A 26,746-nucleotide genomic window follows, 5' to 3' on the forward strand; every position below is an offset into this window, starting at 1 on the left:
GTCCGGGGTGGCGGGGGCCGCCGCGCTCCCCGGACCCGGGAAGCACGGCGACCCGCGCCACCCCGGACTTGTCGGGGTCCGGTCCTGCTGTGGGTGCCCGTACAGAACCGGGCGCGTGGTGAAGGGTGTCGGACGGGTATGCCGGAAGGCAGGCCGGCGGCAGCCGAACCGGCGTGGCAGCCGCCGCACCGGCCTCGCGCTTTCACGAGGTGGGGTGTCCGAGGTTTGACCGAATAAGCGGAGAGCGCTCCTGACCTGCAACGATGGTACTTGTCTAGGGTCCTGTTGGCTGCACGGAAAGAAGCACTCTCCAGGTGAAGAAGCGCATCGGGTCCTACCCGCGTGTCCGTATCGAGGGCGGCGGCCGGGCGGTGGTCTCGCAGGCCGGGGGCGTGCTACTGGTGCGCGACAGCCGCGGACCGGGCAGCGAGGCAGGCCGACGACGCCGCTCTCGCTCGCCGCGCGGACGGCCCGGGTCCGCGGATGGCCCTCCTGGCGGGCGCGGGCGACTGGGGACGCGACTCCGCACCCCCCGCACCCCGAGCCGCCGCCGTTCACCGCCATCGCCTGGCGTCCGGACCACCTGAGCGAGATGCTGGCGCTCCGCGCCGACCACACGGCGGGCACCCGCACGCTGACCGCGACGACCACCGGGCCGCCGCGAGCGCGGCCGAGGCCGGCGCGGCCTTCGACACCGCCTGGCGGGAGGCGCTGCTCGGCCTCGACGACACCGCGCTCGACACCGTGGGACACTGCGCCTGCCCGCACGGCAGCGACCCGGACGGCCCCATGACCGACACCGTCTGGTGGGTCGACCGGGAACCGCTCCACCACGGGGCCGAGACCGCCCTCCTCCGTGACCTCCACCGCGCCGCCGGGACCGACGTCCCCGGCACGACGGGGGAGGGGGACGGCTACGGTGGTCGTCCACCGGAACGGCCGAGGGAGGGGCAGCCGTGGGAGACACCGGGACGCCGGTCCTCCTCACCTCCGCGCAGCGGACCGGCACCGCCGTGCTCCTGGCGGAGGCGGCGGAACGGCGGGGAATGGACGTGCGGGTGCTCACCGGCCCGCACACGCTCGACGGCCTGGACGAGCGGACGGTGCACTGGTACGGGGGCCCGTTCACGGCCCGCCGGATCACCGACCGGACCGGCCTCGCCCTGCTCGAACCACCGGACGACTGGCTCGCCCGGCTGCCCGAGGAGTTCACCGGGAGGCGGATCGAGGCGAGCACGCTCTCGAAGGCGTGGGAACTGCGTCGCCCGGCCTTCGTCAAGCCGCCCGGCGACAAGTCCTTCCCGGCGGCCGTGTACGCCGACGGAACGCGGCTGCCCCGCACCGGGAAGCGCGTCGGCCCGGACACGCCCGTGCTGATCTCCGAGGTGGTGACGTTCGCCGTCGAGTACCGGCTCTTCCTGCTCGACCGGCGGATCGCGGCCGGCAGCCGGTACGCCGTCCACGGCCGGCTCGATGTCGCGCCCCTCCACCGGGACCGGTACGAGCGGCACGTGCGCCGGTTCGTCCGGCGCCTCCTCGAGACGACCGGGGACCTGCTGCCCAGCGCGGTCACCGTCGACATCGGCCTCGTACGGGACCCGGAGAGCGGGCGCGGGCGCTGGGCGGTGGTGGAGGCCAACATGCCGTGGTTCTCCCACTGCTACGCCGCGCCGCCGGACGCGGTGCTCGACGTCGTGCTGCGCGCCGCGGGCCCGAGGGAGCGGGTCCTCCCGTCCGACCGCCGGTTCCTACGCCCGGCCGCGCACTCCCCGCTCCGGGCCCCGCGTGCGCCGTGAGCCCTCGGCGGGACGAGGGGGTGGGCACTTCCCCGCCCCGCTACCGCGGCCGGTCCGCCGTCCTCTTCGCCGCGCGTTCGAGGGCGGTCTGGGCCGGGCCCAGGAGGTAGTGGGCGAGGGGGCGTTCGGCGGCGAGGGCCGCGCGGGCGGCGTTGGCGCCGCAGGCGCCGTGGACGCCGCCGCCCGGATGGGCGGAGGACGAGGCGAGGTAGAGGCCCCGGACGGGGGTGGCGGCGCGGCCGGTGCCGGGCACGGGCCGGAAGAAGAGCTGCTGGTGGACGGCGGCGGTGCCGCCGTTGATGGCGCCGCCGACCAGGTTCTCGTCCCGCGCCTGGAGGTCCGGCGGGACCAGGACGCGGCGGGCGACGACGCGGTCGCGGAAGCCCGGCGCGCGGCGCTCGACCTCGGCCTCCACCCGGTCGGCGATGGCCTCCCGCTCGTCCGGCCCCCAGGCCCCGGTGATGCCCGCGCCCCCGGCGTCCTCGCGGATGCGCTGCGGGACGTGGGTGTAGGCCCAGGCCGACTCGGTGCCGGCGGGGGAGCGGGACGGGTCGGAGGTGGTCATCTGGCCCACCAGGCAGAACGGCCGGTCGGGGACGGCGCCGGTGGCCAGCTGGGTGCTGTGGCGGGTGAGGTGGTCCATGCCGTCGGCCAGGTGGACGGTGCCCGCCCCGGCCGCCTCCGGCGCGGTCCAGGGGATGGGACCGGACAGCGCCCAGTCGACCTTGACGGTGGAGGTGTCCCACTGGAAGCGGCGGACGTCGTCCCGCAGCCGGGCCGGGAGGTGCTCCCAGCCGACCAGCCCGCCGTACAGGGCGGGGGCGGGGACGTCCGCCAGGACCGCGCGGCGGGCCCGTACGGCGTCCCCGTCGCCGGTGACCACGCCGAGCGCGCGTCCGCCCGCGACGACCACCCGCGACACGCGGGCGCCGCAGCGCACGGCGCCGCCCCTGGACTCCAGGCGGCGGACCAGGGCGGCGGTGAGCGTCCCCGCGCCGCCGACGGGGACCGGCCAGCCGACCTCCTGGCCCATCATCGCCAGCAGCCAGCCGTAGATCGTCCCGGCCGTGGACTCGGGGAAGATGTCCGCGTGGAGCGCGCAGCCCGCCAGGAGCACCGGCCCGCCCGGGCCGCCGAACTCCTCCTCGCCCAGGCGGCGGACGGGCAGCAGCAGCATCCGCAGCAGCCGCAGCCCGCCGGCCGCCCGCAGTTCGGCCAGCAGGGACAGCGCGGGACGGACCGGGGGGAAGGGGCTGAGGAACGCGCGGAGCAGGTCCGGGCCGAGCCGGTCCCACAGGTCCGTCAGCCGCAGGTACGCCTCCCCGTCCCCGGGGGCGAAGGTCTCCAGGCTGCGGGCGGTGTCCTCCCGGTCGCGGTGGAGGACGGCGCAGCGGCCGTCGGGGAACGGGTTGGCGACGACGGCCGGGGCGTGGCCCCACCGCAGGCCCCACCGCTCCAGCTCCAGGGCGCGGACGGTGGGGGAGGCGGCCGCCAGCGGATAGAAGGAGCTGAACAGGTCGCTGACGTAGTCGGGGTGGACGCCGCGGTCGCTGCGGACGGCGCCGCCGGGCTCGGGCTGGGCCTCCAGGACCAGCACCCGCCACCCGGCGTCCGCCAGCATGTTCGCGGCCACCAGCCCGTTGGGGCCGGCGCCCACCACGACGGCGTCGGGCGCGTCGGTCATCGTGCACTCCTGCGGGTGGACGGCGGACGGGACGTACGGACGGCGGGCCGGGGCGCGGGTCAGGCGCGCGGTGTGCCGGGACGGGGGGTGCCGGGACGGGGGGTGTCGGGGCGCGCGGTGTGGGCGGAGTGGCCGTGGGTGCGCCGGGCCTCCTTCATCTCCGCCTCGTACAGGTGCCGCAGGCCGCCCACCAGCCGGCGCACCTTCTCCTCGGCGGCGGTGAACGGCCGGTAGTAGTGGTCGTCGTAGCCCTCGACGATCTGGAACGTCCAGTGGCCGGGGATGACGTTGCGGCCGAGGATCTCGGTCTCCAGCAGGTCCGCCTCCCGGTCGTGCCCGGCGGCGCGGAGCAGGTCCACGGCCTCGCCCAGCAGGAGGTCGGCGCGGCCGGTCATCTGGTGGAAGGAGTAGAGGTGGCCGCGGGCCCGTTCGGTGGCCTCCAGGGCCTCGGAGACCTTGCCGACGGCCTCGACGGTGGCGTCGTCCACGCCCGGCGGGCGGCGGTGGGCCCGGTCGGGGCGGTCCTCGCCGGCTTCGGGGGCGCGGCCGGCGGGCCGGTCGTCGGTGTGCGTCATACGTGTTCTCCCGCTTCCTTGTCGGCCGGGGAGCGGCCCCCCTCCACCACGTTCCGCAGCCGGGTCAGCATCAGCCGGTGCCGCAGTTGCAGGGCCACGTCCACGGGAGCGGTGTGGAGCCGGGCGACGGTGCCGCGCAGGGGGTGCTCGTCCATGGTGATCAGGGTGCCCTCGCCCCAGGGAGTGAGGCGGACGGCGATGCGGGCGGTGCCCAGCCGGCCCGCGGACGCCTCCAGTTCGAGCCGGTCGGGCGGCTCGCAGACGCGGACGACGGTGTGGCCCTGGACGGTCAGCGGCCCCATGCCGATCTCGTAGCGCAGGGAGGCGCCGACACCGGGCCAGTCGCCCTCCGCCTCGTGCGTCGACCGGGTGCCGACGACCCACTTCTGGTACTGGTCGGCGTCGGCGAGGACGCCCCACACCCTTCCGGGTTCTCTGTTCACCCACACGTGTCGCACTGCCATGCCGCCCGCGTACCCGGTTTTCCGCGATGCACCGCCCGGCGCGGGCCGGTCGCCCCGTACGGGCGACCGCCGCGGGCGGTGCGCCGGGCGGCGCCCCGCGGGCGCCTACGGGCGGGTCCGCGCCGGGCGGCCGGCGTCCCCGGCCCGGGGGTCGGGGAGGCAGGGGATCTCCATGGTGACCACCGTCGGGCCGCCGGCCGGGCTGCTGACGGCCAGGACGCCGTCGAACGCGCCGAGCCTGCGCTCCACCCCGGCCAGTCCCGAGCCGGCCGGGTCGGCGCCGCCGTGCCCGTCGTCGGTGACGGTGACGCGGAGCGTGCCGTCGGCTGCGGCGTAGTGGACGTCCAGCCAGACGCGTCCGGCGCCGGAGTGCTTGACGGCGTTGGTGAGGACCTCGCTCGCCGCGAAGTACGCCGCCGCCTCCACCGGCGCCTCGAAGCGGCCGGGCAGGTCCACCTCGACCTCCACCGGGAGCTGCGTGCGCAGGGCCAGGGCCCGCAGCGCGTCGCCGAGGCCGCGTTCGGCCAGGACCGGGGGGTGGATGCCGCGCACCAGGTCGCGGAGTTCGTTCAGGGCCTCGGCGGAGTTCTCGCGGGCCTGGGCGAGGAGCCTGCGGGCCTGCCGGGGGTCCTTCTCGATCAGGGCCTCGATCGCGCCGAGGCTCATGCCCATCGCCACCAGCCGGGCCTGGGCGCCGTCGTGGAGGTCGCGTTCGATGCGGCGCAGTTCGGCGGCGGAGGCGTCCACGGCGTCGTGCCGGGTCTCGTAGAGGCGGTCCACACGGCGGCGCAGCTCCATCTCGCGGGTGGGGGCCAGCAGGGCGCGGGCGAGCCGGAAGTCGGCGTCCAGCAGCGCCGGACCCCAGCGGAGCCCGGCCGCGGTGAGGCACCAGCCCGCGCCCATCGCCAGGAAGGCGGCGAACTGCGAGGTCAGCGGCACGAACAGGAACCACGTGCCGTCCATGGCCCGCCACAGGCCCGCGGCCACCACCGTGCCGTAGGGGCCGTAGAGGGTGAGGACGGTGGGCAGCAGGGCGAGGAGGAAGCCCGCGGTGGCGTCGGCCAGGAGCCACTGGAGGTCGCGCCAGGTCGCCTGGTCCCTCAGCAGGAACAGGCAGCGCCCGGCCTGCCCGGCGAGCCCGGGACGCGTCCGCTCGGGGAGGGGGAGGTACGGCTCGGGGACCGTCACGCCGGCCCGGTCGGCGGCCAGCGAGCGGCGCCGGCGGGCGTGGGAGCGGACGGCGCCCAGGACGGCCGGGGTGGTCAGCAGCCCGATGCCGAGCGGGATGAACGCGATCGACAGCACCGACGCCACGAACAGCGTGATGCCCGCGGCGAGCGACACCACCGCCAGGGGCAGCCCCCGTGCCGCGGCCGTCAGCCCGTTCCGCAGCGTCGTCCCTCCGGTGTTCCGCGCGGTGGTCGCGGTGCTCCCGCCCATCCCCGTGCCCCCTTCGTCGTCTCCGCCCGGGCCCTTCGCCCGGTGCGGGTCCAGTCTGGCGGCGGGACGGGGCCCGGGGCACGGGGGACGGACACCGGACCGGGGGTGTACCTGGCACCACCATCGGGCAGAGGCGCGGACGCACCCGCTCCCGGGCGGTCGCCGCCCGGCGGGCGTCCGGCATAGTGGGCGGCGCCTCACTCGTCTTGACCGGTCAAGCCAAGGAGACACCGCGACATGAGATTCGGCCTGCTCGGCACCGGCCCCTGGGCGGAACTCGCCCACGGCCCCGCACTGCGCGACCACCCCGACGTCGAACTGGCGGGGGTGTGGGGCCGCCGCCCGGAGGCGGCGGCCGACATCGCCGAACGCTTCGGCGGCCGGCCCTACGACGACGTGGACGCGCTGCTGGCCGACTGCGACGCGGTCGCCGTGGCGCTGCCCCCGGACATACAGGCGCCCCTGGCCGTCCGGGCCGCCAAGGCCGGATGCCACCTGCTGCTGGACAAGCCGGTGGCCACCACCGTGGCCGCCGCCCGCGAGGTCGCCGACGCGGCCGAGGCGGCGGGGGTGGCCTCGGTGGTCTTCTTCACGCTGCGGTTCCGCCCCGAGACGGCGGCGTGGCTGGAGGAGCAGCGGGTGACGGGCGGCTGGCAGCTCGGCCGCGCCGACTGGCTCGGCGGGATCTTCGCCGAGGGCGCCGCGCCCAGCCCGTACGCGGCCTCGCCGTGGCGGCGGGAGAAGGGCGGGCTGTGGGACGTCGGGCCGCACGCCCTGTCCGTGCTGCTGCCGGTGCTCGGCGACGTGGCCGACCTGGACGGCTCGGTGGCGGCCGTCTCCGGTGCGGGGGAGACCGTCCAACTCGCCCTGCGCCACGCCTCGGGCGCGTCCAGCACCTGCGCGCTGGGTCTGGCCGTGGCCCCGGCGGCGGCCGTGACCCGGGTGGAACTGCGCGGCACCGCGGGCGTCGTGACGCTGCCGGAGAGGGGATCGGACGCGGTGACCGCCCTCGGGCACGCCGTGGACGCCCTGCTCGCCTCGGCCCGCACCGGCGAGCCGCACCCGTGCGACATCCGGTTCGGGGTGCGGGTGACGGAGATCCTCGCGGCGGCCGAGGCCCGGCTCGGCGGCTGACCGGGACGCGGCGGCGGGCGGGCCCCGGCCGCCGCCGCGTCCGGCCGTTCCGGGAGGATGGCCGGATGATGCCTCCCGTCCCCGCGCGCCCGGTGGTGATCGCCGAGGCCGTCCGCGTCGCCGGCGTGCGCGACGCCCTCTCCTGGCGGACGGTGCCGGGGGAGGGGATCGCGCTGTGGGACGGCGGGGAGGCCGCCGAAGTCCTCGCCCTCGTCGCCGCGTTGCCCGACGGGGAGCCGGCGCGCTGCTTCCTTCCCCGCTACGGCATCCGCCTCCACGCGGACGACGAGGTCGTCCGCGAGATCGCGTTCTGCTTCGCCTGCAACCGGGCACTGGTCGTCGACCCCGGCGGGCGGGGGAGGCCGATCGCCTTCGACGGAGAGAGCGCCCCGGCGCGGGAGTTGCTGCGCCGCTTCCGCGCGGCCGACCCCCATGTGACCTGACGGACCGTCACTCCCGGCCCAGGCTCACCCCGCACCCCGCGCACAGCGTGTGGATCCAGTAGCCGTCGCTCCAGCGTTCGGCGGTGGCCGGTCCGGCGCACACCCGGCACACCGGGCCGTCACCGGGCCCGCCGGGCGGCGGGCCGGCCAGGACCCGGCGCACCACCACGGGCAGCGGCTCGGCGGGATGGCGGTGGGGATCGGGGCAGTGGGCGATGTTGTTCCAGCCCCGCCGCCACGCCCGCCACGCGTCGTCGGCCGGCGGCTGCCGCCGGCCCGCACGCTTCTCGCGCGTCCGCAGCTCCGCGTAGGCGGTGACGGAGGCCAGCCAGACCAGCCGGGCCCGGTGCAGCTCCTCCACGGCCCGCACCAGCGAGTCGGGGTCCCGCTCGGGGCGCCGGGGGATGCCGGCGCTCTGGCACAGGTGGTGGAAGGTGGCCCGGAATCCGTAGGGCGCGAAGTGCGTCAGGCACGAGCGCAGGTCGACCAGCCGGTGCCGCGGCGGCCGTGTCGTGTCGTGCACACGGGCCCGGTGCGTACCGAAACTGCTCATCCCTCGCCCCCCTCGGTCCCCTCTGCCGGAGCGGTCCCATGGAGAGGATGACGGCACCCTGCCCCATCCGGACCCGCGGCGTGGGAAATTCCCCGCACTTTCCCCGCGCTTCCGCGACTTTCCCGGGCTTTCCCGGGAGTTCTCCCGCGGGCTTCCCCGTGGGCCTCCCCGCGGCGCTCCGGGAAGCGGGGGCGCCACTCGGCCGAGTGAGGGAACGCATGTCCGGCTTTGGCTATGGATTTCCGGAGCGTGCAACCGCCCAAAACGGAACGAACGCGCTGCACCGGGCGTTATCGCCCGCCCGCGCCGCCCCCGTGCAACCGCATATTCGGGTTGTGTTTGTCAAGTTTCTGCGACGGCCCGCCGGATCCCCCTATGCTCCCTGTCACGCAGTGAGTCGGCGCCGTCACGGCTTGTCGTCGCGGTGTGCTGCCATGGCCTGCCGTCATGGCCTGCCGTCGCCGTGTGCGGCGTTCCGGCGCCCACCCGCCCCGAGGGGGGAGGGAGGGGGAGTCCCGCGCGCCGGGACGTCCCCCTTCCGGCGCGGGCGTATGCCAGAGGTACGCGCTCACGGCACATGCCCGCGCACGGCCCTCCTCGCCGCGGCCCCCCGCCCACCCGTCCGCCCAACGCCCGAGGATGCCCATGGAGCCCGCCGGCTCGTCGACGGGAGGCCCGCGCCCCGCTCCCGGGGGCGTGTGGCTCGTCCCCCCAGCACTGGTCGCCGCCTGCGCGGCCGCGGCCCTGTCCGCCGTCACCGACGAGGCCCGGGCCGCGGTCGCCTGGTGCGGGGCCGCGGCGGTGCTCGCGGTCGCCGCGGCCGCGTACGAGGCGGTCCGCCGCGGCCGCGCGGCCGCCGCCCTGGAACGGCGCGCCGAACGCCACCTCGCGGACCTCGAACGGTACTGCCGCGAGGTCATGCCCCCCGTCGTCGCGGCCGTCCAGCGCGGCGAGGCGCCCGCCGACGTGGTGCCCGCCGCCCTCCACCCGCCCGACTCCGACCCGCGGCTGGTCGCCGCCCACCAGGACCTGACCCGCGTGGTCGTCCAGGCCGTCCAGGACCGCGAGTACCAGCGCGACTCCGCCCGCCGCGCGATCGTCAACATCGCCTGCCGCATCCAGGCCGAGATCCACCGCCTCCAGGCCGACCTGCGCAGGATGCAGTTCAAGCACCCCGAGCCGGCGATCCTGGGCGACCTGATGCACCTGGAGCACGGCGTCAACGTCGCCGGCCGCGTCGCCACCAGCCTGGCCGTCCTCGGCGGCGGCAGCCCGGCCCGCCAGTGGCAGAAGCCGGTCTCGCTCTACGACGTGCTGCGCGCCGGCAGCGCGCCCATCGCCGAGTACCTGCGCATCGAACTCCACCGGATCGCCGAGGTCGCGGTGCTCGGCCCCGCCGTCGAACCGCTGAGCCTGGTCTTCAGCGAGCTGATGGACAACGCCACCCGCTACTCCCCGCCGAGCACCAAGGTGGTCGTCAACACCGAGGAGGTGGCCTCCGGCGTCGAGGTCTCCATCGAGGACAAGGGCGTCGGCCTCACCGAGGAGACCCGCGAGTACGCCGAGTTCCTGCTCACCCAGGCGGTCGGCGGCCTGGACCTGGAGGACCTCGGCGAGACGGCCCGCATGGGCCTGCGCGTCGCGGGCATCATGGCCAACCGCCTGGGCCTGCGGATCTCCCTGCGGCCCTCCACCTGCGACGGCGTCCGCGCGGTCGTCTTCGTCCCCCACGACCTGCTCACCACCCTGCCCATGGACGGCTACCTCCGGGTCGGCGGCCGGCCACCCGGCCCGGTGACCCGGAGGCCGGGGACGGCCGCCCCGCTCCCGGACGAGGAGGAGGCGGTCGTCGTCGAGCGGAACGCCAACGGGCTCCCGCAGCGCCGCCGCCGGCACGCCGCCCCCCGGACCGCGGCCGGCACGGGGAGCACGCCGGCCGTCCCCGCGGCACGGCGCGCGGACGACCGGCCGCCCCTGGAGGCCCACCCCGACACGGGCCTGTGGATGGGCGCCTTCTTCTCCAGAACCGGCGGGGAGGGCGGTGAGGGCGGCGGGGACGGCGCCGCGCCCCGGACGCCCCCCGCACCCCGGACATCCCCCGCGGCCGGTAACGAGTCGCGGAACCAGTAGTGGAATCAGGTGATCAGCACGTGACGCAGCAGCGGCTCAAGAACATGGACTGGTTGCTCAAGGACCTGGCCGCCACCGTCCCCCGCACCCGGCACATCGTGCTGCTGTCCGCCGACGGGCTGTGCATGGCCCGGTTCGGCGCCGACAAGGACACCGCCGACCGGCTCGCCGCCGCGTCCTCCGGACTCAAGAGCCTGGCGCAGTCGGTGGCCGCGGAGTTCCCGCACAGCGAGGGCGGGGTGCGCATGGTCGTCCTGGAGGTCGACGGCGGCTTCTTCTACCTGATGGCCGCCGCCGCCAACTCCTACCTGGCGGTGACCGCCGACGAGGGCGTGGACGCCGGACTGATGAGCCAGCGGATGAGGGACCTGGTCCTCCGCATCGGCGACCACCTCGCCAGTCCGCCCCGCGCCCCCGAGCAGGCGCTGTGAGCGAAGACGCCCGGCAGGGGGAGCGGGAATGGGAGGAGGGCACCCCCGTCCCCCTGTACATCGTCACCGGAGGACGCGCCGAGGCCGAGGACGCCAGGGTGCTGGACCTGGTCACCCTGATCGTCGCCCGGGCCGAACCGGAGCCCGGCATGCGCCCCGAGCACGTCTCCATCCTGCGCATGTGCGCCAACCCGCTCTCCGTGGCCGAGCTCTCGGCGTACCTGGACCTGCCGTTCAGCGCCGTCCACGTGCTGATCGCGGACCTGCTCGCCGACTCCCTGGTGGAGGCGCGGCAGACCCGCGCCGCGCACACCACGGCCGCCGTGGAACCCGACGTCGAGATCCTGAAAGCGCTCATCGATGGACTGCAACGACTCTGAACCGCTCATCGGGCCGCGGCACGAGGACCTGCTGCCCGCCTCCACCGAGAGGTCGGTCAAGGTGGTGGTGGCCGGGGGCTTCGGCGTCGGCAAGACCACCATGGTGCGCTCGGTCAGCGAGATCCGTCCCCTGACCACCGAGGAGACGATGACCCAGGCCGGCGTCGGCGTGGACGACCTCTCCGGCGTGGAACGCAAGACCGAGACGACCGTGGCCATGGACTTCGGCCGGATCACGCTCGACGACCGGCTCGTCCTCTACCTGTTCGGCACCCCCGGCCAGCAGCGCTTCTGGTTCCTGTGGAACGGCGTGATCGCGGGGGCGCTCGGCGCGGTGGTGCTGGTGGACACCCGGCGCCTGGAGGACGGCTTCCCGGCCATGGACCGCCTGGAGCAGGGCGGCGTCCCCTTCGTCGTCGCCGTCAACAACTTCCCCGGCGCCCCGGTGTACCCGGCGTCCGACCTGCGGTCGGCACTCGACCTGCCCGGCCACGTCCCCCTGGTCGGCTGCGACGCCCGCCGGCTCGACTCCAGCCGCGACGTCCTGCTGACGCTGATGCGCCACCTCTACGACTCCGCCACCTCGGAGGCACTGTGAGCACGTCCTTCCCCGGCCCCTCGGAGAACGGGGCGCCCGCCGGGGCGCCCCCGCCCGGCTGCCCCGCCCACGTCCCCGCCCGGGCTCCCGAACCGAACGGGGCTCCCGAACCGAACGGGGCTCCCGAACCGAACGGGGCTTTCGAGCCGGACAGGGGCCCCGGCGGCATCGTCAGGCTGTACGGCCCCGCCGCCTCGGCCGACCCCATGGCGCTCTACGAGCGGCTGCGCGCCGAACACGGCGCCGTCGCCCCCGTCCTGCTGGAGGGCGACGTCCCCGCCTGGCTGGTCCTGGGCTACGACGAGATTCTCCAGATCGCCCGCAACCCGCGCCGTTTCGCCCGGGACACCCGCCACTGGCGCGACCGGGAGGAGGGGAGGATCCCCGACGACTCCCCGCTGATGCCGCTGCTGGCCTGGCGCCCCGACTGCATCTCCCAGGACGGCAACGAGCACAGGCGGCTGCGCGGCGCGGTCAAGGACAGCCTGGAGAACTTCGACCGCCGCGCCATCCGCCGCCACGTCCACCGCCGCTCCCACCAGCTCGTCGACGGGTTCGCCGGCGCCGGACGGGCCGAACTGGTCTCCCAGTTCGCCGAGTCGCTGCCCATGATGGTGCTGACCGACCTCTTCGGGCTGCCCGAGGAGGAGGGGGCCGACCTGGTCGAGGCCAGCAGGCAGCTCGTCAGGGGCACGGAGAAGGCCCTGGAGGCCGACCGGCGCATCCACGGGATCCTGGGCCGGCTGGTGGCGGAGAAGCACCGCGCGCCCGGCCCCGACCTGGCCTCCTGGCTGATCGAGCACGAGGCGGACCTCACCGACGAGGAGGTCCGGCAGCACCTGCGGCTCGTCCTGGTCCTGGCCAACGAGACCACCACCAACCTGATGGTCAACACGCTGCGGATGGTCCTCACCGACCCCCGCTTCCGCGGCACCCTCCACGGCGGCCAGATGACGGTCCCGGCAGCCGTCGAGCAGATCCTGTGGGACGAGCCGCCGCTGATGGTGGTCCCGGGGCGGTTCCCCACCCACGACATGGAGATCGCCGGGCACGAGGTCCGCAGGGGCGACCTGCTGCTGCTGTGCGTGGCCGCCGGGAACACCGACCCGGCCATCGGACGCGCGGCCGGCGAGGACATGCACGGCAACCGTTCGCACCTGTCGTTCAACAGCGGGCCGCACGAGTGCCCCGGGCAGGACATCGGGCGGGCCATCACCGGCTCCGGCATCGACACCCTCCTCGCCAGGCTGCCCGACCTCCAACTGGCCGTCCCCGAGGAGGGGCTGACCTGGACGTCCTCCACCTGGTCCCGCCACCTGGACGCGCTGCCGGTGCTGTTCACGCCCCGCCACGCCCGCAACCCCTTCGCACCCCGGCCCGCGGCGGAAGCGGACGGGGAAGCGGACGGAGGAGCGGAAGCGGCCGGAGCGGAGGAGGAGCGCCCGCCCGTCCCGGCCGCCGCGCGGACCGGAGAGGCGCCCGCGCAGCCGGAGCGGATCACGCAGCCGGAGCGGACACCGCAGGCCGTGCGGCCCGCCGCGCCCCGGCGCGGTCCCGGCCGGTGGTGGGACCTCCTGTGGCCCCGGCGCGGCTGAGCCGCCGGGGCCGGGGCCCCGCGCCGGCCCCGGCGGCTCGGCCGGGGAGCGGGGTCAGCGGTCCCCGGCGTCGCGGGACAGCGCGTCGCGCACGGCCTCCTCGCTGCGGGCCACGACCGCCGAGCCGTCGTCGGCGGTGATGATCGGCCGCTGGATCAGCCGCGGGTGCTCCGCCAGCGCCGCGATCCACCGGTCCCGCTCGGCGGGCTCCCGCGGCCATGCCTTCAGCCCCAGCTCCCTGGCCTCGGGCTCCTGGGTCCGGGCGATGTCCCACGGCTCCAGCCCCAGCCGCTCCAGCACCTCCCCCAGCTCCCGCTCGTCCGGCGGGTCCTCCAGGTAGCGGCGGACGGTGTACTGCGCGCCCTCGGCGTCCAGCAGCTTCACCGCGCTGCGGCACTTCGAGCAGGCGGGGTTGATCCAGATCTCCATGGGGCCACCGTAGCCGCGGCGCGCCCCCCGCCGGGAAGGACCTGCCCGGGGCGCCGCTCAGCGCGCGGGCTCCCCGGCGGGCGCGCGCTCCCCGGCGGGCGCGCCCGCCGGGGCGGGCAGCACTCCGGCGCCGCGCAGGTACGCGCGGGCGCCCCGGATCGCCTCGGGGGTGCCGGCGTAGACGCGGTCCCGCGGGGGTATCGCGTCCAGCGCGCCGACGGACTCCAGGGCCTGCCGCTGGCCGGGCCGCACGCCGGAGACCAGCACGGCGATGCCGCGCCGCCGCAGCTTCTCCACCACGTCCCTGAGGACGAGGGCGCCGGTGGCGTCCACCGTCGTCACGCGCGACATCCGCAGGATCACCACGCGGACGTCGGCGACCTCGGACAGCTCCAGCAGGAAGCGGTGGGCGGCGGCGAAGAACAGCGGGCCGTCGATCCGGTAGGCGACGATGTGCTCGGCCAGCAGGGCGCGCTCCTCGTCGCCGTGCTCGCCGGGCAGGTCCGGGGTGACGTCCACCTGGTCCAGGCGGGCCTGCCGGGCCACCGCCCGCAGGGCGAGCGCGCCCGCGACGGTCAGGCCGGCGATCACCGCGTACACCAGGTCCAGCACCAGGGTCGTCACGGCCGTCAGCGCCAGGACGACCGCGTCGGAGCGGGTGGCGCGGGCCATCGCGCGCAGCGAGCCGACCTCCACCATGCGCACGGCGGTGGCCAGCAGCACACCGGCCAGCGCCGCCAGCGGGATGCGGGAGACCAGCGGGGCGGCGGCGAAGACGACGGCGGCGAGGACGGCGGCGTGCGCGAGCGCCGCCAGCCGGGAGCGGGCGCCGGTGCGGACGTTGACGGCGGTGCGGGCTATGGCGCCGGTGGCGGGCACGCCGCCGAACAGCGGGGCGGCGATGTTCGCCAGTCCCTGCCCGAACAGCTCCCGGTCCGGGTCGTGCCGCTGCCCGACCGTCATGCCGTCCGCGACCGACGCCGACAGCAGCGACTCCAGCGCGGCCAGCGCCGCCACCGCCACCGCCGGGGCGAGCAGCGAGGGCAGCGCGGAGAGGTCGAGGAAGCCCAGGGAGGGCGCGGGCAGGCCGGGCGGCAGGTCGCCGATCGGCGTGGCGTCCTCCAGGCCGAGGAGTCCGGCGGCCGCCGTCGCGGCGATCACCGCGAGGACGGAGAACGGGACGGCCGGCCGCCACCGCGCGCCCAGCAGCATGGCGGCGGCGACGCCGAGGGCCAGCGCGAGGGCCGTCCAGTTCGGGTGCGCCGCGAACTCCCGCGCGGCCCGCCAGGCGGTGACCAGGACCCGGTCGCCCTCCGGCGCGGGCACCCCCAGGGCGCCGGGGACCTGCTGGAGGGCGATCACACAGGCGATCCCGAGGGTGAAGCCCTCCACCACGGGCGCCGGGACGTACCGCATCCAGCGGCCCGCGCGGGCGAGGGCGAGCGCGACCAGCATCAGGCCCGCGAGCAGGCCCGCGGTCAGCACCCCGGAGGGGCCGTGCGCGGCGACGATCGGGACCAGCACCACGGTCATCGCGCCGGTGGGCCCGGAGACCTGGAGGTCGGAGCCGCCGAAGAGGGCGGCCAGGGCGCCGGCGACCACCGCGGTGGCCAGGCCGGCCTCCGCGCCGAGCCCGGAGGAGACTCCGAAGCCCAGCGCCAGGGGCAGCGCCACGACCGCCACGGTCAGACCGGCCAGGAGGTCCCGGCGCGGGGCGGAGGCCATCGCGGACAGGTCGGAGCGGGCGGGCAGCAGGGAGCGCACCGGGGCCCACACCCGGCGGGGGGCGGCGCTCACTCCGTTCCGCCCCCGGCCTGCGCCGTGCCGGTCCCGGTGGCGGCGCGCAGCTCCTCCAGGAGCTCGTTCTGCCCGGCGAGCATCTCGGTCAGGATGCGGCGGGCGGCCCGCATCAGCTCGGCCACGTCCCCGCCGGCGAGTTCGTACACGACGGTGGAGCCCTCGCGGGTGGCGGTGACGATGCCCGAGCGGCGCAGCACCGCGAGCTGCTGGGAGAGGCTGGGGGGTTCGATCCCGATCGCGGCCAGCAGGTCGCGCACGGGCATCGGGCCGTCCTGGAGCAGCTCCAGGACCCGGATGCGGACCGGATGCCCCAGCATCCGGAAGAACTCGGCCTTGGCCTGGTACAGCGGAACCGGCACGGGAACCTCGGTCTCTCGCGGTCTGTCGCCGCCCACGGGGGAAGCGCGGCGGATACAGCGTCTAATGAATTGCAGAATTTTGCAATTTACCGATCCGGCGGGACGGCGGCGGGGGAGTGAGCCGGAGGCGTCAGACGACTGGCGGAGGGACGGCCTCCACGGCCCGACAATCGCTCGCTCTTCACCCCGCCGACCGGTGGGAAAACCCCTCACCACCCCTCCTGACCAGGGAGAACGCCTCACCCGAGGAGTCGGGGGCGGTGCTTGACGCCGAGCCGGGGCCTTCCTACTGTCTCCTCGCTCGACCGGAAAGGTTCCGAAAACTTTCACCCCCCACATCGGTGCGGACCGCGCCGCCGCGCTCCCGGACGAGGAGCACCGGACCGGTGCCGCGCCGGAAAGGAACCAGAGTTGACCGTGACCACGAGGACCACCGAGAGGACGGCCCCGGGCCGCACGTCCCTCAGGCGCCGGAGCCGGCTGCGCCGCCTGGCGACGTCCGTGCTGCTCTCCGCCGGGCTGTGCCTGGGCACCCTGACCGCGGCGGGACCGGCCCAGGCCGTCGACGGCACCGTCGTCACCTCCACCCAGAGCGGCGGCCGGACCGTCTCGTTCACCTTCGACGACGGCCCCGACCCCACCCACACCCCGCGCCTGCTGGAGGTGCTCCGCAGGCACGGCGTCAAGGCGACCTTCTGCCTGTGGGGCGACCACGTCAGGCAGTACCCCCACCTGGTGCGGCAGATCGCCGCGGAGGGCCACCGGCTGTGCAACCACACCATGTCCCACCAGGACATGGGCGGCTGGTCGCAGCAGCAGATCCGCCAGAACCTGGAGCAGACCAACAACCTGATCCGCCAGGCCGCGCCGGGCGCGCAGATCACCTACTTCCGCGCCCCGTACGGCAACTGGGGCCAGTCCCCGCAGGTGGCCGCGTCGCTGGGGATGCAGCCCCTGGGCTGGCGGCTGGCGATCAACGACTGGCAGCCCCCGGGCACCGGTGAGCTGGTCCGCCGCATCATGCAGGGCGTCACCCCCGGGGCCGTCGTCCTGATGCACGACGGCGGCGGCGACCGCAGCCAGACGGTCTCGGCCGTCGACCAGACCATCCCGCAGCTGCGGGCCCAGGGATACTCCTTCGACCAGCCGGCCGTCCGCTGACCCGGCGGCCGGAAGGACGGCCCGGCCCCGGCGGGGAGCTCCCCGCCGGGGCCGGGTCACGCCGGTGACGGAGGGTCCGTCAGGCGGTGGAGCAGGCGCTCCCGTTCAGGGTGAAGGAGGAGGGCTTCCCGGTGTTGCCGGTGTGGCTCGCCTGGAAGCCGATCTGGACGCTCGCCCCGGGGGCCAGCGTGGAGTTGTAGGAGACGGCCCTGGCGGTCACCGCGCCCCTGGAGGGGCTGTACGTCGCGCCCCAGCCGGAGACGATGGTCTGCCCGGCGGGCAGGGTGAAGCCCAGCGACCAGCCGGAGACGGGCGCGCTGCCGGTGTTGGTGACGGTGACGGTCGCGGTCAGGCCGGTGTTCCAGGCGTTGACGGTGTAGGCGACCCGGCAGGCGCCCGGCACCGGGTCGGGCCCGGGGTCCGGGTCGGTGGGCTCGTCCGGCGGGGTGCCGGCGCCGTCCAGGCCGAAGAACGAGATGACCCGGGCCGCCATGCCGGTGGTGGGTATCGCGTGGCTGCCGCCCTGGATGCTGATGGCCTCCACCGGGGCCTGGGCGCCGGTGCCGCCGTAGCGGGTGCGGGTCCAGCCGTTCTGCGGGGAGTCGGTGGACGACGGGGTCTGGCTCAGCCCGTGGACGTTGGTCCACTGCTCGATCTGCTCGGTGAAGTTCGGGTAGCGGATGGTGTCGTCGTTGGTGCCGTGCCAGATCTGGACGCGCGGCCGGGGGCCGGTGTAGCCCGGGTACGCGTTCCGGACCATGTCGCCCCACTGCTGCGGCGTGTGGTTCCGGGTCCCGTTGGCGCAGGAGCTGTTCCAGCTGGAGCCGTCGGTGGTGGAGAAGCAGGAGTGCGGCACGCCCGCGAAGGACGCGCCCGCCCTGAACACGTCGGGGTAGTTGCCCAGCAGGACGTTGGTCATCATCGCGCCCGACGAGGAGCCGACGGCGAAGATCCGCTCGGGGTCGACGTTGTGGCGCTGCTGGACGTAGCCCACCATCGACCGGATGCCCACCGGGTCGCTGCCCCCGTCACGGCGCAGCGCCTGGGGCGAGGAGACGTCGTAGCAGCTGCCGCTGCGGGTCGCCGACGGGTAGATCACGATGAACCCGTGCTGGTCGGCGAGCCGGGCGAACTCCGTGCCGGAGTAGAACCCCGGGCCGGAGCCGGTGCAGTAGTGCACCGCCACCAGCAGCCCCGGCCTCTGCTGCACCCGGTCGGGCACGTACAGGTGCATCCGCAGGTTGCTCGGGTTGGCGCCGAAGCCGGTCACCTCCGTCAGGGAGGCCGCCGAGGCGGGCGGCGCGGCGAGGGCGACGAGGAACGCCGCCAGCATCGGCAGGACGCCCCCCAGGAGCGCCGCGAGACGCGCCCCGGGCCGTCGCCTCCTCCCCGCGGTTCCGTCCGTCGCGTGCACGGATCTGTCGGTCATGTCGTCGTCCTTCCTAGACTGCGGACTGTGAAGGGACTGCTGCTGCGGCTGTCGGAGCTCGACGCGGACGCCGCCACCGCCGTGCGCGTGATCGCCCACTTCGAGGCGCTGCTCGGCGGCGGGCTCGACCCGGCCACCCTGGCCCGGTCCACCGCCGGGCTGGCCGGGTGCCCGGCGGGCCTGGAACTGCCCGACGGCCGCACCGCGCGGTTCGGCCCGGGCGGCGTCGCCCTCCCGGGCGCGCCCGGACACGTCTCCGGCCGGGTGGACCTGGAGCCGGCCGGGCGGGTCTGGCTGGAGCGGCCCGGCACACCGGGCCCCTTCGACGAACTGGTCCTGGAGTGGATGGCCATCGCCGCCCGCGTGCTGGCCGGCCGCCCCCGGCAGACCCGCCCGCCCCGGGCCGCCGACCCGGCGCTGGTCGAGCTGGTGCTGTCCGGGCGGGAGGACGCCCCCGACCGCGCCCGCGCGCTGCGGCTGCTGGGCCTGGCCCCCGAGACGCCGCTGCGGGTGGTCGCGGTGGCCGGCGGACGGGGAACGGACGTGGGCGTGGAGGCGGTGGCGCTGCTCGGCCGCGGCGCGCTGCCCGGCGCCGTGCGGGTGGCGCGGGTCGGCTCGCTGGGCGCGGTGCTGGCCGCGCGCCCGGGCGGCCCGCGCGGCGGCACCGCCTCACCGGCCGCTGAGCTGCGGGCGGCCGTCCGCGACCGGGCCCGCGACCGCGGCACGGGCCGCGGGGCCGCGCACGGCGTCCGGGTCGGCGTCGGCGGCGCGGCGGACCCCCTGGACGCGCGGACCTCCTGGGAGCAGGCCCGCGACGCCCTGCGGTTCACCGCCCCCGGCACCCCGGAGGAGGCCGTGGCCGACCACGACGAGCTCGGCCCCGTCGCGCTGCTGGCGGACATTCCCGTGGAGCGGCTGCGCGACCAGGCGGACGTGCGGCGGCTGGCGGAACTGGCCGACGGGGAGCGGGGCGGGCAGGGCGCCGACCCGCTGGCCGCCCTGGCCGCGTTCTGCCGCACGGGCTCGCTGCGGCAGGCCGCCGCCGAACTCCACCTCCACCACAGCTCGGTGGCCGCCCGCCTGGCGCACGTGGAGAAGGAGCTGGGGTGGCGCCTGCGCGACCCCAGGGACCGGTTCCGCGCCCAGCTGGCGCTGTACGCCCTGCGGCTGGCCGGTAACCCCGGCGGCGCGTGACCGTCCACCGGTCACCGGCCCAGCGCCGCGCGCAGCACCGCGACCGCCTCGTCGGTCGCGCGCCGTATGACGGCGGCGTGCTCCACCGCCCACGCGCCGTGGAAGGTGCCGGGGAACAGGTGCACCTCGGCGGGCACGCCCGCGGCCAGCAGGGCGCGGGCGTAGCCGACGCCCTCGTCCCGCAGCGGGTCGTACTCCATCACCGAGACGTACGCGGGCGGCAGGCCCGACAGCTCGATGACCGTGGCGCGGGCGGGGGCCGCGTACGGGGAGACCCCGGCGGTGCCCCGCACCCCGTACCCCAGGTAGGCCTCCCAGCTCAGCCGGGCGTTGCGCCGGTTCCACACCGGGGTGTCGGTGAACAGCCGCGCGCTGGGCGTCTCCAGCCGGTCGTCGAGCGCCGGGCTGCACAGGTGCTGGAAGCAGACCGCCGGCCCGCCCCGGTCGCGGGCGAGCAGGGCCAGCCCGGCGGCCAGGCCGGCCCCGGCGCTGTCCCCCCACAGGGCGATCCGGTCGGGCAGGACGCCCAGCGCGGCGGCGTTCCCCGCCAGCCAGCACAGCCCGGCGTAGCAGTCCTCCAGGGGCGCGGGGAAGGGGTGCTCGGGCGCCAGGCGGTAGTCGACCGAGACCACCAGCGCCTCCAGCTCCCGGCACAGCCTCAGGTTCCAGTCGTGGTCGACGTCCGGCGACCCCAGCACGAAGCCGCCGCCGTGGATGCCGTAGACGGCCGGCAGCGGACCGCGCGCCCCGAGCGGCCGGTAGAGCCGCAGCGGGACGTCGGGCGCGCCGTCCGGGCCGGGCGCGCGGACCTCGGTGACGTCCACCCCCTCCGTGTCCGCCGCCGCGATGTGCGCGGTGAGCTGCTCCGCCTGCGCGGCACGCGCCAGGTCGATGTCGGTGATGTCGACCTCGGGCATCAGCGGGAGCGCCGCGGCCAGCTCGGGATCGAACCGGTAGCGCATGTCCGTCCTCCGGTCGCGGTCGTCGGTGTGCGGGTACGGCCTGGCGGGGTGTGCGGTGGTGTCGTGGTGAGACGGTGGCATCGGGGGTCCTCCCAGGTCATCAGACGGGTGTCGGGATAACGGCGGCCCCGGACCGACACCCGCGCGGTCTTCGCGGCGTTTCCCGGCGCGGCCGGCCCCGTGATCCGGCCGAAACCCGCTCCGACCAGCGAAGAAGCCCTCTCGGAGGGGGAGCGGGACGTTCTTGACGCGGGCCCGGGGCCTCTCTATGGTCTCCCCGCTCGACCGGAAAGTTTCCGAAACGTTTCGGCTCATGTCGTACGGACGCGTGTCCGCACCCCGGTGGAGCGCCGGCCTGACAACGCACCGGAAAGGGACCAGCGTTGACCGAGACCACCGAGACCACCGGGACCACCGGGACCACCGGCGCCGCCGGGCGGACCGTCCGCGCCGGGAGGCGCTCCCGGCGCCCGCGCCCGCTGCGCCGCCTCGCGATGCCCCTGCTGCTCACCACCGGCCTGTGCCTGGGCGCACTCGGCCTGACGGGCACCGCCCAGGCGGGCCAGGCGCAGGAGCAGGGCAGGGGACAGGGGAACGGGAAGGGGAAGGCCACGGCCGCCATCGTCGACTCCACCCGGCACGGGGGCCGGACCCTCGCCCTGACCTTCGACGACGGCCCCAACCCCACCGACACCCCGGAGCTGCTGGAGGTGCTGCGGAAGCACCGCGTCAAGGCGGTCTTCTGCCTGTGGGGCGACCACGTCAGGCAGCACCCCGACCTCGTGCGCGCCATCGTCCGGGGCGGCCACACGCTGTGCAACCACTCCATGAACCACGACGACATGGGCGCCTGGGACGAGGAGCGGATCCGCGCCGACCTGGAGCGGACCAGCGCCGAGATCCGCAAGGCGGCGCCGGGCGCACCGATCCCCTACTTCCGCGCCCCGTACGGCAGCTGGGGCAAGAGCCCCGAGGTGGCGGCATCGCTGGGGATGCAGCCGCTGGGCTGGAGGCTCGCCATCGGCGACTGGGAGCCGCCGGGCACCGACGAACTGGTCCGCCGCGTCACCGAGGGCGTCACCCCCGGGGCCGTCGTCCTGATGCACGACGGCGGCGGCGACCGCAGCCAGACCGTCGAGGCCGTCGACCGGATCATCCCGCAGCTGAGGGCCGAGGGCTGGCGCTTCGAGAAGCCCGCCCGCCGCGGCTGACCCTCCCCGGCGTTCACCCGCTCCGACGTTCCAGGAGAACCGACGTGAGACCACACTTCGCGCGCGGCCGCGCACGGGCCTGCGTGGTGGCCCTGCTCACCGGCGCGCTGTTGCTGGTGACGGCGCAGTCCACACCGGCCACCACCACCGCCACCGCCGTGTCCGGGAAGGACGGGAAGGACGGGAAGGACGGGCACGGCCGCGGCCGCACCTGGGTCGGCACCTGGTCGACCACCCCCACGGCCGTCCCCGCGTCCGACACCACCGCCTTCGAGAACCAGACCATCCGCCAGACCGTCCGCACCAGCATCGGCGGCGACCGGGTCCGGGTCCGGCTGTCGAACGAGTTCGGCGAGCAGCCCCTGGTCATCGGCGAGGCCCGCATCGCCCGCCGGGCCGGCGGCTCCGGCGCCCGCATCGACACCCGCACCGACCGCCCCCTCACCTTCGGCGGACGCACCTCCGTCACCGTCCCGGCCGGCGCCCCCGCCGTCAGCGACCCGGTGGAGCTGACGGTGCCCGCGGGCTCCGACCTGGTGATCAGCATCCACCTGCCCGAGCGCACCCCGGGCTCGACGGTCCACGCGTTCGCGTTCCAGCACAACTACGTCGCCTCCGGCAACGTCACCCGCGCCGCGGAGGTCACCCCGACCGCCACCGTGGACCGCTGGTACTTCCTGACCGGCGTCAGCGTCGCCGCGGACGGCCGCTCCCCGCGCTCCGCGGCCGTCGTCGCCTTCGGGGACTCCATCACCGACGGCTCCGACACCGACGTGAACGCCAACCACCGCTGGCCCGACTTCCTCGCCCGGCGGCTGCGCGACGCCCGCGGCCCGCACCCGCTCGGCGTGCTCAACCAGGGCATCAGCGGCAACCGCCTGCTGCACGACCCCAACCCGCCCGAGGGCTCCGGAGCGGACGCCTACGCCGCGTACTTCGGGCAGAGCGCGCTGCGCCGCTTCGACCGCGACGTCGCCGCCCAGCCCGGCGCCGAGCACGTCGTCGTCCTGCTGGGGGTGAACGACCTCGGCCACCCGGTCGCCGGCACCGCCCCGACGTCCGAGAAGGTCACGGCGCGGGACGTCATCGCCGCCCACCGCCAGCTCATCGCCCGCGCCCACGAGCGCGGTCTGAAGATCTACGGCGGCACGATCCTGCCGTTCAAGGGCGACACCTTCGGTTTCCACACCGAGGAGAACGAGGCCGCCCGCCAGGCCGTCAACCGGTGGATCCGCACCAGCGGCGAGTACGACGGGGTCATCGACTTCGACCGGGCCCTGCGCGACCCGTCCGACCCGCAGCGGCTGCTGCCCCGCTACGACAGCGGCGACCACCTGCACCCCAGCGACGCGGGCGCGAAGGCGATGGCGGACGCCGTCCCCCTGCACCTGCTGCGCTGACCGCACCCGCCGCACCCGCCGGGCCGGCCCGGCCCGCCCGCCGCCCGGTACGCCTCCGGCCGTACCGGGCGGCGGGCGCGTCCCGGCCTCAGGACGCCGTCCCGCCGGGCCCGTCCCCGGGGCGGCGGGCGGACGGCAGCGGGACGCCGTACAGCACGAGGTTCTCCTCGTAGCCGCCCGTCTCCGGCCGCCAGCGGCCCGTGCAGGTGACCAGCGCCAGCCTGGCGGCGCCGCCGGAGCCGAACAGGTCCCCGGGCAGCGCCTCCCTGCGGTGGACCCGGCGCGCGGTGATCACATAGCGGTGCCGCTCGCCGTCCGCCGTGGTGACGTCGGCGTACGTGCCGAGGGGCACCTCGCGCAGGGCCGCGAACACCCCCGGTCCCGCGCCCCGGACGTCGACGTGCCCGGCCAGCAGCACCGTGCCCCGCCCGGCCCCGGGCGTGCCCCCGAGCGCCCACCAGCCCAGCCGGCGCGGCGACTCGGGGAGGCGCAGGGCGCCGCCGGCGTCGGCGGCCACGGCCTCGACCGGCGCGGTGAACCGGCCGGGGAGGGTGAGGGAGACCGGCGGAGCCGCCGCGGGGAGCGCGGGGGAGGAGGGGACGGCCGGGGAGGGGGCCGCCGCCCCGGGCACGGTCCCGGCGCTCCCCACGGGGTCCCGTCCGTAAGGGGCGGGGCTGCCCAGCAGGAGGGCTCCGGCGACGGCCGCCGCCAGTCCCGCCAGGACGGCCGCCCGCCCCGGACCGGCGCCGGCCGGTCCGGGGCGGGTCCACCGCGGCGGTCGGACGCGCACGGCGGAGGGGCGGTCAGCGGCCGGCCGCGGCACGGCGGGAGCGGACGGTCCACGCGGCGCCGGCCGCCGCGAGGAGGAGCCCACCGCCCAGGGCCGCCGCTCCGGCGCTCCGCGACGCGTCCGGCGTCCCGGCCGCCCGGCCCCCGCTGCCCGCGGGGACGGACGCGGCGCCGGCGTGCTCGCGGCAGGTGCCGCCGCGGACCATCTCCAGGTGCATGGCGACGACCGGCCGGGCGGCCCGGGCCGCCGCCCTGACCTCGGGATTCCGGCCGGCCCGGAGTTCCTGGTCGATCAGGTCCAGGGTCTTCTGGTGGGAGGCGGCCTGCACCCGCAGCCAGGCCCGGTCGTACTCGGCGGTGCCGGCCCTGGCCCGCACGTCCTCCAGTTGCCGCCGCTGCTCGGGGGCGGGGGCGGCCGGCAGGGCGACGCCGAACTTGTCCGCCAGGGCCTTGGTCCGCGCGTCCAGCCGCGTGTGGTCGCGGACCAGGGTGGCGCCCACGTTCCGCACACAGGCGGTGGCGGCGTTCTCCTGCGCGTCCCGGCCGGCGGCGATCTCCGTGAGATTGCCCTGGTGGGCTGCCTTCAGAAAGGTGCTGTCCTGCTCGCCGACCTGCTCGACGGCGACGGCCGGGGCGGCGGACGCGCCGGCCAGGACGAGAGCCGCCACGGTGGTGGAGGCCCAGTGCCTTGTACGCATGTTCAGGCTCCGTTCGTCGTCGGCCGGAACGGGACCGTCCGCGGCCGACTTCCGGCGGGTGCCGTGCTGACACCCGTGGGGTCGGTGGGGTCTGTGAGGTCTGTGGGGGCCGACGGGGCCCGGGAAGGCGGACCCGCGTGACGGGGCCGGGGAGTGCGCCCCCTTGAAGGCCCGGGGACTTCGCCGTGGGGGAGGCGGGCCGCCGGGGACGCGGAACCGCCCGCCGGCGAGGCGCGGGCCTCCCGGGCTCAGGCCGTCTCGGCGACGGCGCGGGCCAGCACGAGCAGGCCCTCGTCCAGCTCGTCCGGGGTGGTGGTGAGGGGCGGGAGCAGCTTGACGACCTCGCTCTCCGGGCCGGAGGTCTCGATCAGCAGCCCGAGCTCGAAGGCCCGGGCGCACACCCGGGAGGCGTGCGTCTTGTCGTGGAACTCCAGGCCCCACACCAGGCCGCGGCCGCGGACGCCGGCGACCTCGTCGCCGTGCTCGGCGGCGATGGCGCGCAGGGCGGCCTCGACCCGCTCGCCGCGGGCCAGGGTCTGCTTCTCCGTCTGGCCGTCGGCCCAGTAGGTGTCCAGCGCGGCGGTGGCGGTGACGAAGGCCGGGTTGTTGCCGCGGAAGGTGCCGTTGTGCTCGCCGGGCTCCCACACGTCCAGCTCCGGCCGGAACAGGGTCAGCGCCATGGGCAGGCCGTAGCCGCTGATGGACTTCGCCAGGGTGACGACGTCCGGGACGATGCCCGCCTCCTCGAAGGAGAAGAAGGCGCCGGTGCGGCCGCAGCCCATCTGGACGTCGTCGACGATCAGCAGCATGTCCCAGCGGCGGCACAGGTCGGCCAGACCGCGCAGCCACTCGGGCCGGGCCACGTTGACGCCGCCCTCGCCCTGCACGGTCTCGACGATCACCGCGGCCGGACGGCCGAGCCCGGACCCGCGGTCCCCCAGCAGCCGCTCGAACCACAGGAAGTCCTCGACCGTGCCGCCGAAGTAGTCGTCGAACGGCATCGGCACGCTGTGCACCAGCGGCACGCCCGCGCCGGCCCGCTTGAAGGCGTTGCCGGTGACCGCCAGCGCGCCCAGCGACATGCCGTGGAAGGCGTTGGTGAACGACACCACCGTCTCGCGGCCCTTGACCTTGCGGGCCAGCTTCAGGGCCGCCTCCACGGCGTTGGCCCCGGTGGGGCCGGTGAACATCACCTTGTGGTCCAGGCCGCGCGGCTCGAGGACCAGATCGCGGAACGTCTCCAGGAAGGCCCGTTTGGCGGTGGTGGACATGTCCAGACCGTGGGTGACGCCGTCGCGCTCCAGGTAGTCCAGCAGGGCGCGTTTGAGAACCTTGTTGTTGTGCCCGTAGTTGAGGGCCCCGGCCCCGGCGAAGAAGTCGAGCCAGACCCGGCCGTCCTCGTCGTACATGCGGCTGCCCTCGGCGCGGTCGAAGACGGCGGGCCAGCCGCGGCAGTAGCTGCGCACCTCCGACTCCAGGACCTCGAAGACGGACGGTTCGGCTGTGGTGGTGGTCATGACGTGTCCTCCTCGGTGAACCCCTCCCGGGCGTGCGGACCGCTCGCGTCCGCGGAGCGGGTCAGGGCAGCGGGCCTATCCGGTACAGCACCTCCGGCTCGTGGCCGTCGGGGAAGAGCCCGCCGTCGAAGAGCACCTCGCGCCCGAGCGCGGCGCCGTGCCGCCGGGCGAAGACGGTGAACAGCCGGTTCGAGGCGGTGTTCGCCGGTGTGACGGTGGTCTCCAGGTACCGCACTCCCCGCGGCCGCAGCCGGGCGGCCAGGTGGTCCAGCATGGCCGCGGCCAGGCCCCGCCCGCGCTGCCGCTCCTCCACGGCGATCTGCCAGACGACGAGCGTGCGGGGCCGCTCGGGGCGGACGTAGCCGGTGGTGAAGCCGACCGGTTCGCCGCCGTCGCCGCGCGCCACCACGGAGGTGGCGGCGAAGTCGCGGAACCACAGCAGGTAGCTGTAGGAGGAGTTCAGGTCGAGCGCCCTGGAGTCGCGGGCGATGCGCCAGACGGCGGCACCGTCCTCGACCCCGGGCGGTTCGAGCAGGATTCCTGTCTGCGTGGCCACGGCATTCACCTCCGCCGC

Annotated in this window: 26 protein-coding genes and 1 pseudogene; 13 read left to right on the top strand and 14 right to left on the bottom strand. The window is 76.0% G+C overall.

Annotated elements, in window-relative coordinates; translation table 11 throughout:
• Nucleotides 1–447 precede the first annotated feature (447 nt).
• Nucleotides 448–873: pseudogene (locus ABD358_RS27000) on the top strand (DinB family protein); the annotation flags it as partial.
• A 173-nt stretch (nt 874–1,046) separates the two neighbouring features.
• Nucleotides 1,047–1,796, top strand: a complete 750-nt coding sequence (locus ABD358_RS27005; RefSeq protein ID WP_344633823.1) for an ATP-grasp domain-containing protein — start codon at nt 1,047–1,049, stop codon at nt 1,794–1,796.
• Between the two features lie 40 nt (nt 1,797–1,836).
• Here the strand turns inward: ABD358_RS27005 and ABD358_RS27010 are convergent, their stop codons facing one another.
• The 4 genes from ABD358_RS27010 to ABD358_RS27025 all read right to left on the bottom strand — a co-directional run bounded on the left by ABD358_RS27010 (nt 1,837) and on the right by ABD358_RS27025 (nt 5,959).
• Nucleotides 1,837–3,480, bottom strand: coding sequence for a phytoene desaturase family protein (locus ABD358_RS27010; RefSeq protein ID WP_344633777.1), 1,644 nt, complete (start codon nt 3,478–3,480; stop codon nt 1,837–1,839).
• Between the two features lie 59 nt (nt 3,481–3,539).
• The gene (locus tag ABD358_RS27015; RefSeq protein WP_344633778.1) at nt 3,540–4,055 is read right to left on the bottom strand and encodes a hypothetical protein; all 516 of its coding nucleotides are present in this window, start codon (nt 4,053–4,055) and stop codon (nt 3,540–3,542) included.
• A complete protein-coding gene (locus ABD358_RS27020; protein WP_344633779.1) occupies nt 4,052–4,519 on the bottom strand; it encodes an SRPBCC family protein in 468 nt (155 codons plus the stop codon). Before ABD358_RS27020 ends, ABD358_RS27015 begins: the two co-directional genes overlap by 4 nt.
• 105 nt (nt 4,520–4,624) lie before the next feature.
• Nucleotides 4,625–5,959, bottom strand: coding sequence for a sensor histidine kinase (locus ABD358_RS27025; RefSeq protein ID WP_344633780.1), 1,335 nt, complete (start codon nt 5,957–5,959; stop codon nt 4,625–4,627).
• Nucleotides 5,960–6,196: 237 nt separating this feature from the next.
• On the opposite strand from ABD358_RS27025, the gene ABD358_RS27030 reads away from it, so the two are divergent.
• A complete protein-coding gene (locus tag ABD358_RS27030; RefSeq protein WP_344633781.1) occupies nt 6,197–7,093 on the top strand; it encodes a Gfo/Idh/MocA family protein in 897 nt (298 codons plus the stop codon).
• 65 nt (nt 7,094–7,158) lie between these two features.
• On the top strand, nt 7,159–7,536 hold the full coding sequence (locus ABD358_RS27035; protein ID WP_344633782.1) for a hypothetical protein: 378 nt from the start codon (nt 7,159–7,161) through the stop codon (nt 7,534–7,536).
• Nucleotides 7,537–7,543: 7 nt separating this feature from the next.
• Here ABD358_RS27035 and ABD358_RS27040 read toward each other — a convergent pair whose 3' ends face one another.
• On the bottom strand, nt 7,544–8,089 hold the full coding sequence (locus tag ABD358_RS27040) for a hypothetical protein (protein ID WP_344633783.1): 546 nt from the start codon (nt 8,087–8,089) through the stop codon (nt 7,544–7,546).
• A gap of 645 nt (nt 8,090–8,734) precedes the next feature.
• On the opposite strand from ABD358_RS27040, the gene ABD358_RS27045 reads away from it, so the two are divergent.
• From ABD358_RS27045 to ABD358_RS27065, 5 genes are read left to right on the top strand one after another with little or no spacing between them, the layout of a single operon-like run.
• Complete coding sequence (locus tag ABD358_RS27045; protein ID WP_344633784.1) at nt 8,735–10,219, top strand: ATP-binding protein; 1,485 nt, start codon at nt 8,735–8,737, stop codon at nt 10,217–10,219.
• Nucleotides 10,220–10,263: 44 nt separating this feature from the next.
• Nucleotides 10,264–10,650, top strand: coding sequence for a roadblock/LC7 domain-containing protein (locus tag ABD358_RS27050; RefSeq protein ID WP_344633824.1), 387 nt, complete (start codon nt 10,264–10,266; stop codon nt 10,648–10,650).
• Nucleotides 10,647–11,030 carry a DUF742 domain-containing protein gene (locus ABD358_RS27055; RefSeq protein WP_344633785.1) on the top strand — a complete coding sequence of 128 codons (384 nt, stop codon included), beginning with the start codon at nt 10,647–10,649 and terminating at the stop codon, nt 11,028–11,030. Before ABD358_RS27050 ends, ABD358_RS27055 begins: the two co-directional genes overlap by 4 nt.
• Nucleotides 11,011–11,628, top strand: coding sequence for a GTP-binding protein (locus ABD358_RS27060; RefSeq protein ID WP_344633786.1), 618 nt, complete (start codon nt 11,011–11,013; stop codon nt 11,626–11,628). Before ABD358_RS27055 ends, ABD358_RS27060 begins: the two co-directional genes overlap by 20 nt.
• Nucleotides 11,625–13,223 carry a cytochrome P450 gene (locus tag ABD358_RS27065; protein WP_344633787.1) on the top strand — a complete coding sequence of 533 codons (1,599 nt, stop codon included), beginning with the start codon at nt 11,625–11,627 and terminating at the stop codon, nt 13,221–13,223. Before ABD358_RS27060 ends, ABD358_RS27065 begins: the two co-directional genes overlap by 4 nt.
• Before the next feature lie 54 nt (nt 13,224–13,277).
• On the opposite strand, the gene ABD358_RS27070 is transcribed toward ABD358_RS27065, so the two are convergent.
• Genes ABD358_RS27070 through ABD358_RS27080 form a run of 3 tightly spaced genes read right to left on the bottom strand, consistent with a single transcriptional unit; the run spans nt 13,278 to nt 15,811 of the window.
• Complete coding sequence (locus ABD358_RS27070; RefSeq protein ID WP_344633788.1) at nt 13,278–13,652, bottom strand: ArsC/Spx/MgsR family protein; 375 nt, start codon at nt 13,650–13,652, stop codon at nt 13,278–13,280.
• 57 nt (nt 13,653–13,709) lie between these two features.
• The gene (locus ABD358_RS27075; protein WP_344633789.1) at nt 13,710–15,449 is read right to left on the bottom strand and encodes a SulP family inorganic anion transporter; all 1,740 of its coding nucleotides are present in this window, start codon (nt 15,447–15,449) and stop codon (nt 13,710–13,712) included.
• Complete coding sequence (locus ABD358_RS27080) at nt 15,446–15,811, bottom strand: ArsR/SmtB family transcription factor (protein ID WP_344633790.1); 366 nt, start codon at nt 15,809–15,811, stop codon at nt 15,446–15,448. The genes ABD358_RS27075 and ABD358_RS27080 overlap by 4 nt, the downstream gene beginning before the upstream one ends.
• 417 nt (nt 15,812–16,228) lie before the next feature.
• Here ABD358_RS27080 and ABD358_RS27085 point away from each other — a divergent pair, with 417 nt between their 5' ends.
• Nucleotides 16,229–16,972: a polysaccharide deacetylase family protein gene (locus ABD358_RS27085; protein ID WP_344633791.1), complete on the top strand. Its 744-nt coding sequence runs from the start codon at nt 16,229–16,231 to the stop codon at nt 16,970–16,972.
• Nucleotides 16,973–17,051: 79 nt separating this feature from the next.
• Here ABD358_RS27085 and ABD358_RS27090 read toward each other — a convergent pair whose 3' ends face one another.
• The gene (locus ABD358_RS27090; RefSeq protein ID WP_344633792.1) at nt 17,052–18,401 is read right to left on the bottom strand and encodes an extracellular catalytic domain type 1 short-chain-length polyhydroxyalkanoate depolymerase; all 1,350 of its coding nucleotides are present in this window, start codon (nt 18,399–18,401) and stop codon (nt 17,052–17,054) included.
• A 27-nt stretch (nt 18,402–18,428) separates the two neighbouring features.
• Here ABD358_RS27090 and ABD358_RS27095 point away from each other — a divergent pair, with 27 nt between their 5' ends.
• Entirely contained in the window at nt 18,429–19,595 is a 1,167-nt protein-coding gene (locus tag ABD358_RS27095) for a PucR family transcriptional regulator (RefSeq protein ID WP_344633793.1), read from the top strand.
• 11 nt (nt 19,596–19,606) lie between these two features.
• On the opposite strand, the gene ABD358_RS27100 is transcribed toward ABD358_RS27095, so the two are convergent.
• Entirely contained in the window at nt 19,607–20,557 is a 951-nt protein-coding gene (locus ABD358_RS27100; protein ID WP_425576437.1) for an alpha/beta hydrolase, read from the bottom strand.
• Nucleotides 20,558–20,940: 383 nt separating this feature from the next.
• Here ABD358_RS27100 and ABD358_RS27105 point away from each other — a divergent pair, with 383 nt between their 5' ends.
• Both ABD358_RS27105 and ABD358_RS27110 read left to right on the top strand, forming a co-directional pair.
• Complete coding sequence (locus ABD358_RS27105) at nt 20,941–21,768, top strand: polysaccharide deacetylase family protein (RefSeq protein WP_344633795.1); 828 nt, start codon at nt 20,941–20,943, stop codon at nt 21,766–21,768.
• A gap of 44 nt (nt 21,769–21,812) precedes the next feature.
• On the top strand, nt 21,813–23,168 hold the full coding sequence (locus tag ABD358_RS27110) for an SGNH/GDSL hydrolase family protein (RefSeq protein ID WP_344633796.1): 1,356 nt from the start codon (nt 21,813–21,815) through the stop codon (nt 23,166–23,168).
• Between the two features lie 88 nt (nt 23,169–23,256).
• Here ABD358_RS27110 and ABD358_RS27115 read toward each other — a convergent pair whose 3' ends face one another.
• The 4 genes from ABD358_RS27115 to ectA all read right to left on the bottom strand — a co-directional run bounded on the left by ABD358_RS27115 (nt 23,257) and on the right by ectA (nt 26,728).
• Nucleotides 23,257–23,817 carry a class F sortase gene (locus ABD358_RS27115; RefSeq protein WP_344633797.1) on the bottom strand — a complete coding sequence of 187 codons (561 nt, stop codon included), beginning with the start codon at nt 23,815–23,817 and terminating at the stop codon, nt 23,257–23,259.
• A 154-nt stretch (nt 23,818–23,971) separates the two neighbouring features.
• Nucleotides 23,972–24,655, bottom strand: coding sequence for a DUF4142 domain-containing protein (locus ABD358_RS27120; protein ID WP_344633798.1), 684 nt, complete (start codon nt 24,653–24,655; stop codon nt 23,972–23,974).
• 248 nt (nt 24,656–24,903) lie between these two features.
• Complete coding sequence (gene ectB, locus ABD358_RS27125; protein ID WP_344633799.1) at nt 24,904–26,172, bottom strand: diaminobutyrate--2-oxoglutarate transaminase; 1,269 nt, start codon at nt 26,170–26,172, stop codon at nt 24,904–24,906.
• Between the two features lie 61 nt (nt 26,173–26,233).
• Entirely contained in the window at nt 26,234–26,728 is a 495-nt protein-coding gene (gene ectA / locus ABD358_RS27130) for a diaminobutyrate acetyltransferase (RefSeq protein ID WP_425576436.1), read from the bottom strand.
• Nucleotides 26,729–26,746: the final 18 nt, after the last annotated feature.

The organism is Streptomyces glaucosporus (assembly GCF_039533345.1).
GTDB lineage: Bacteria > Actinomycetota > Actinomycetes > Streptomycetales > Streptomycetaceae > Streptomyces > Streptomyces glaucosporus.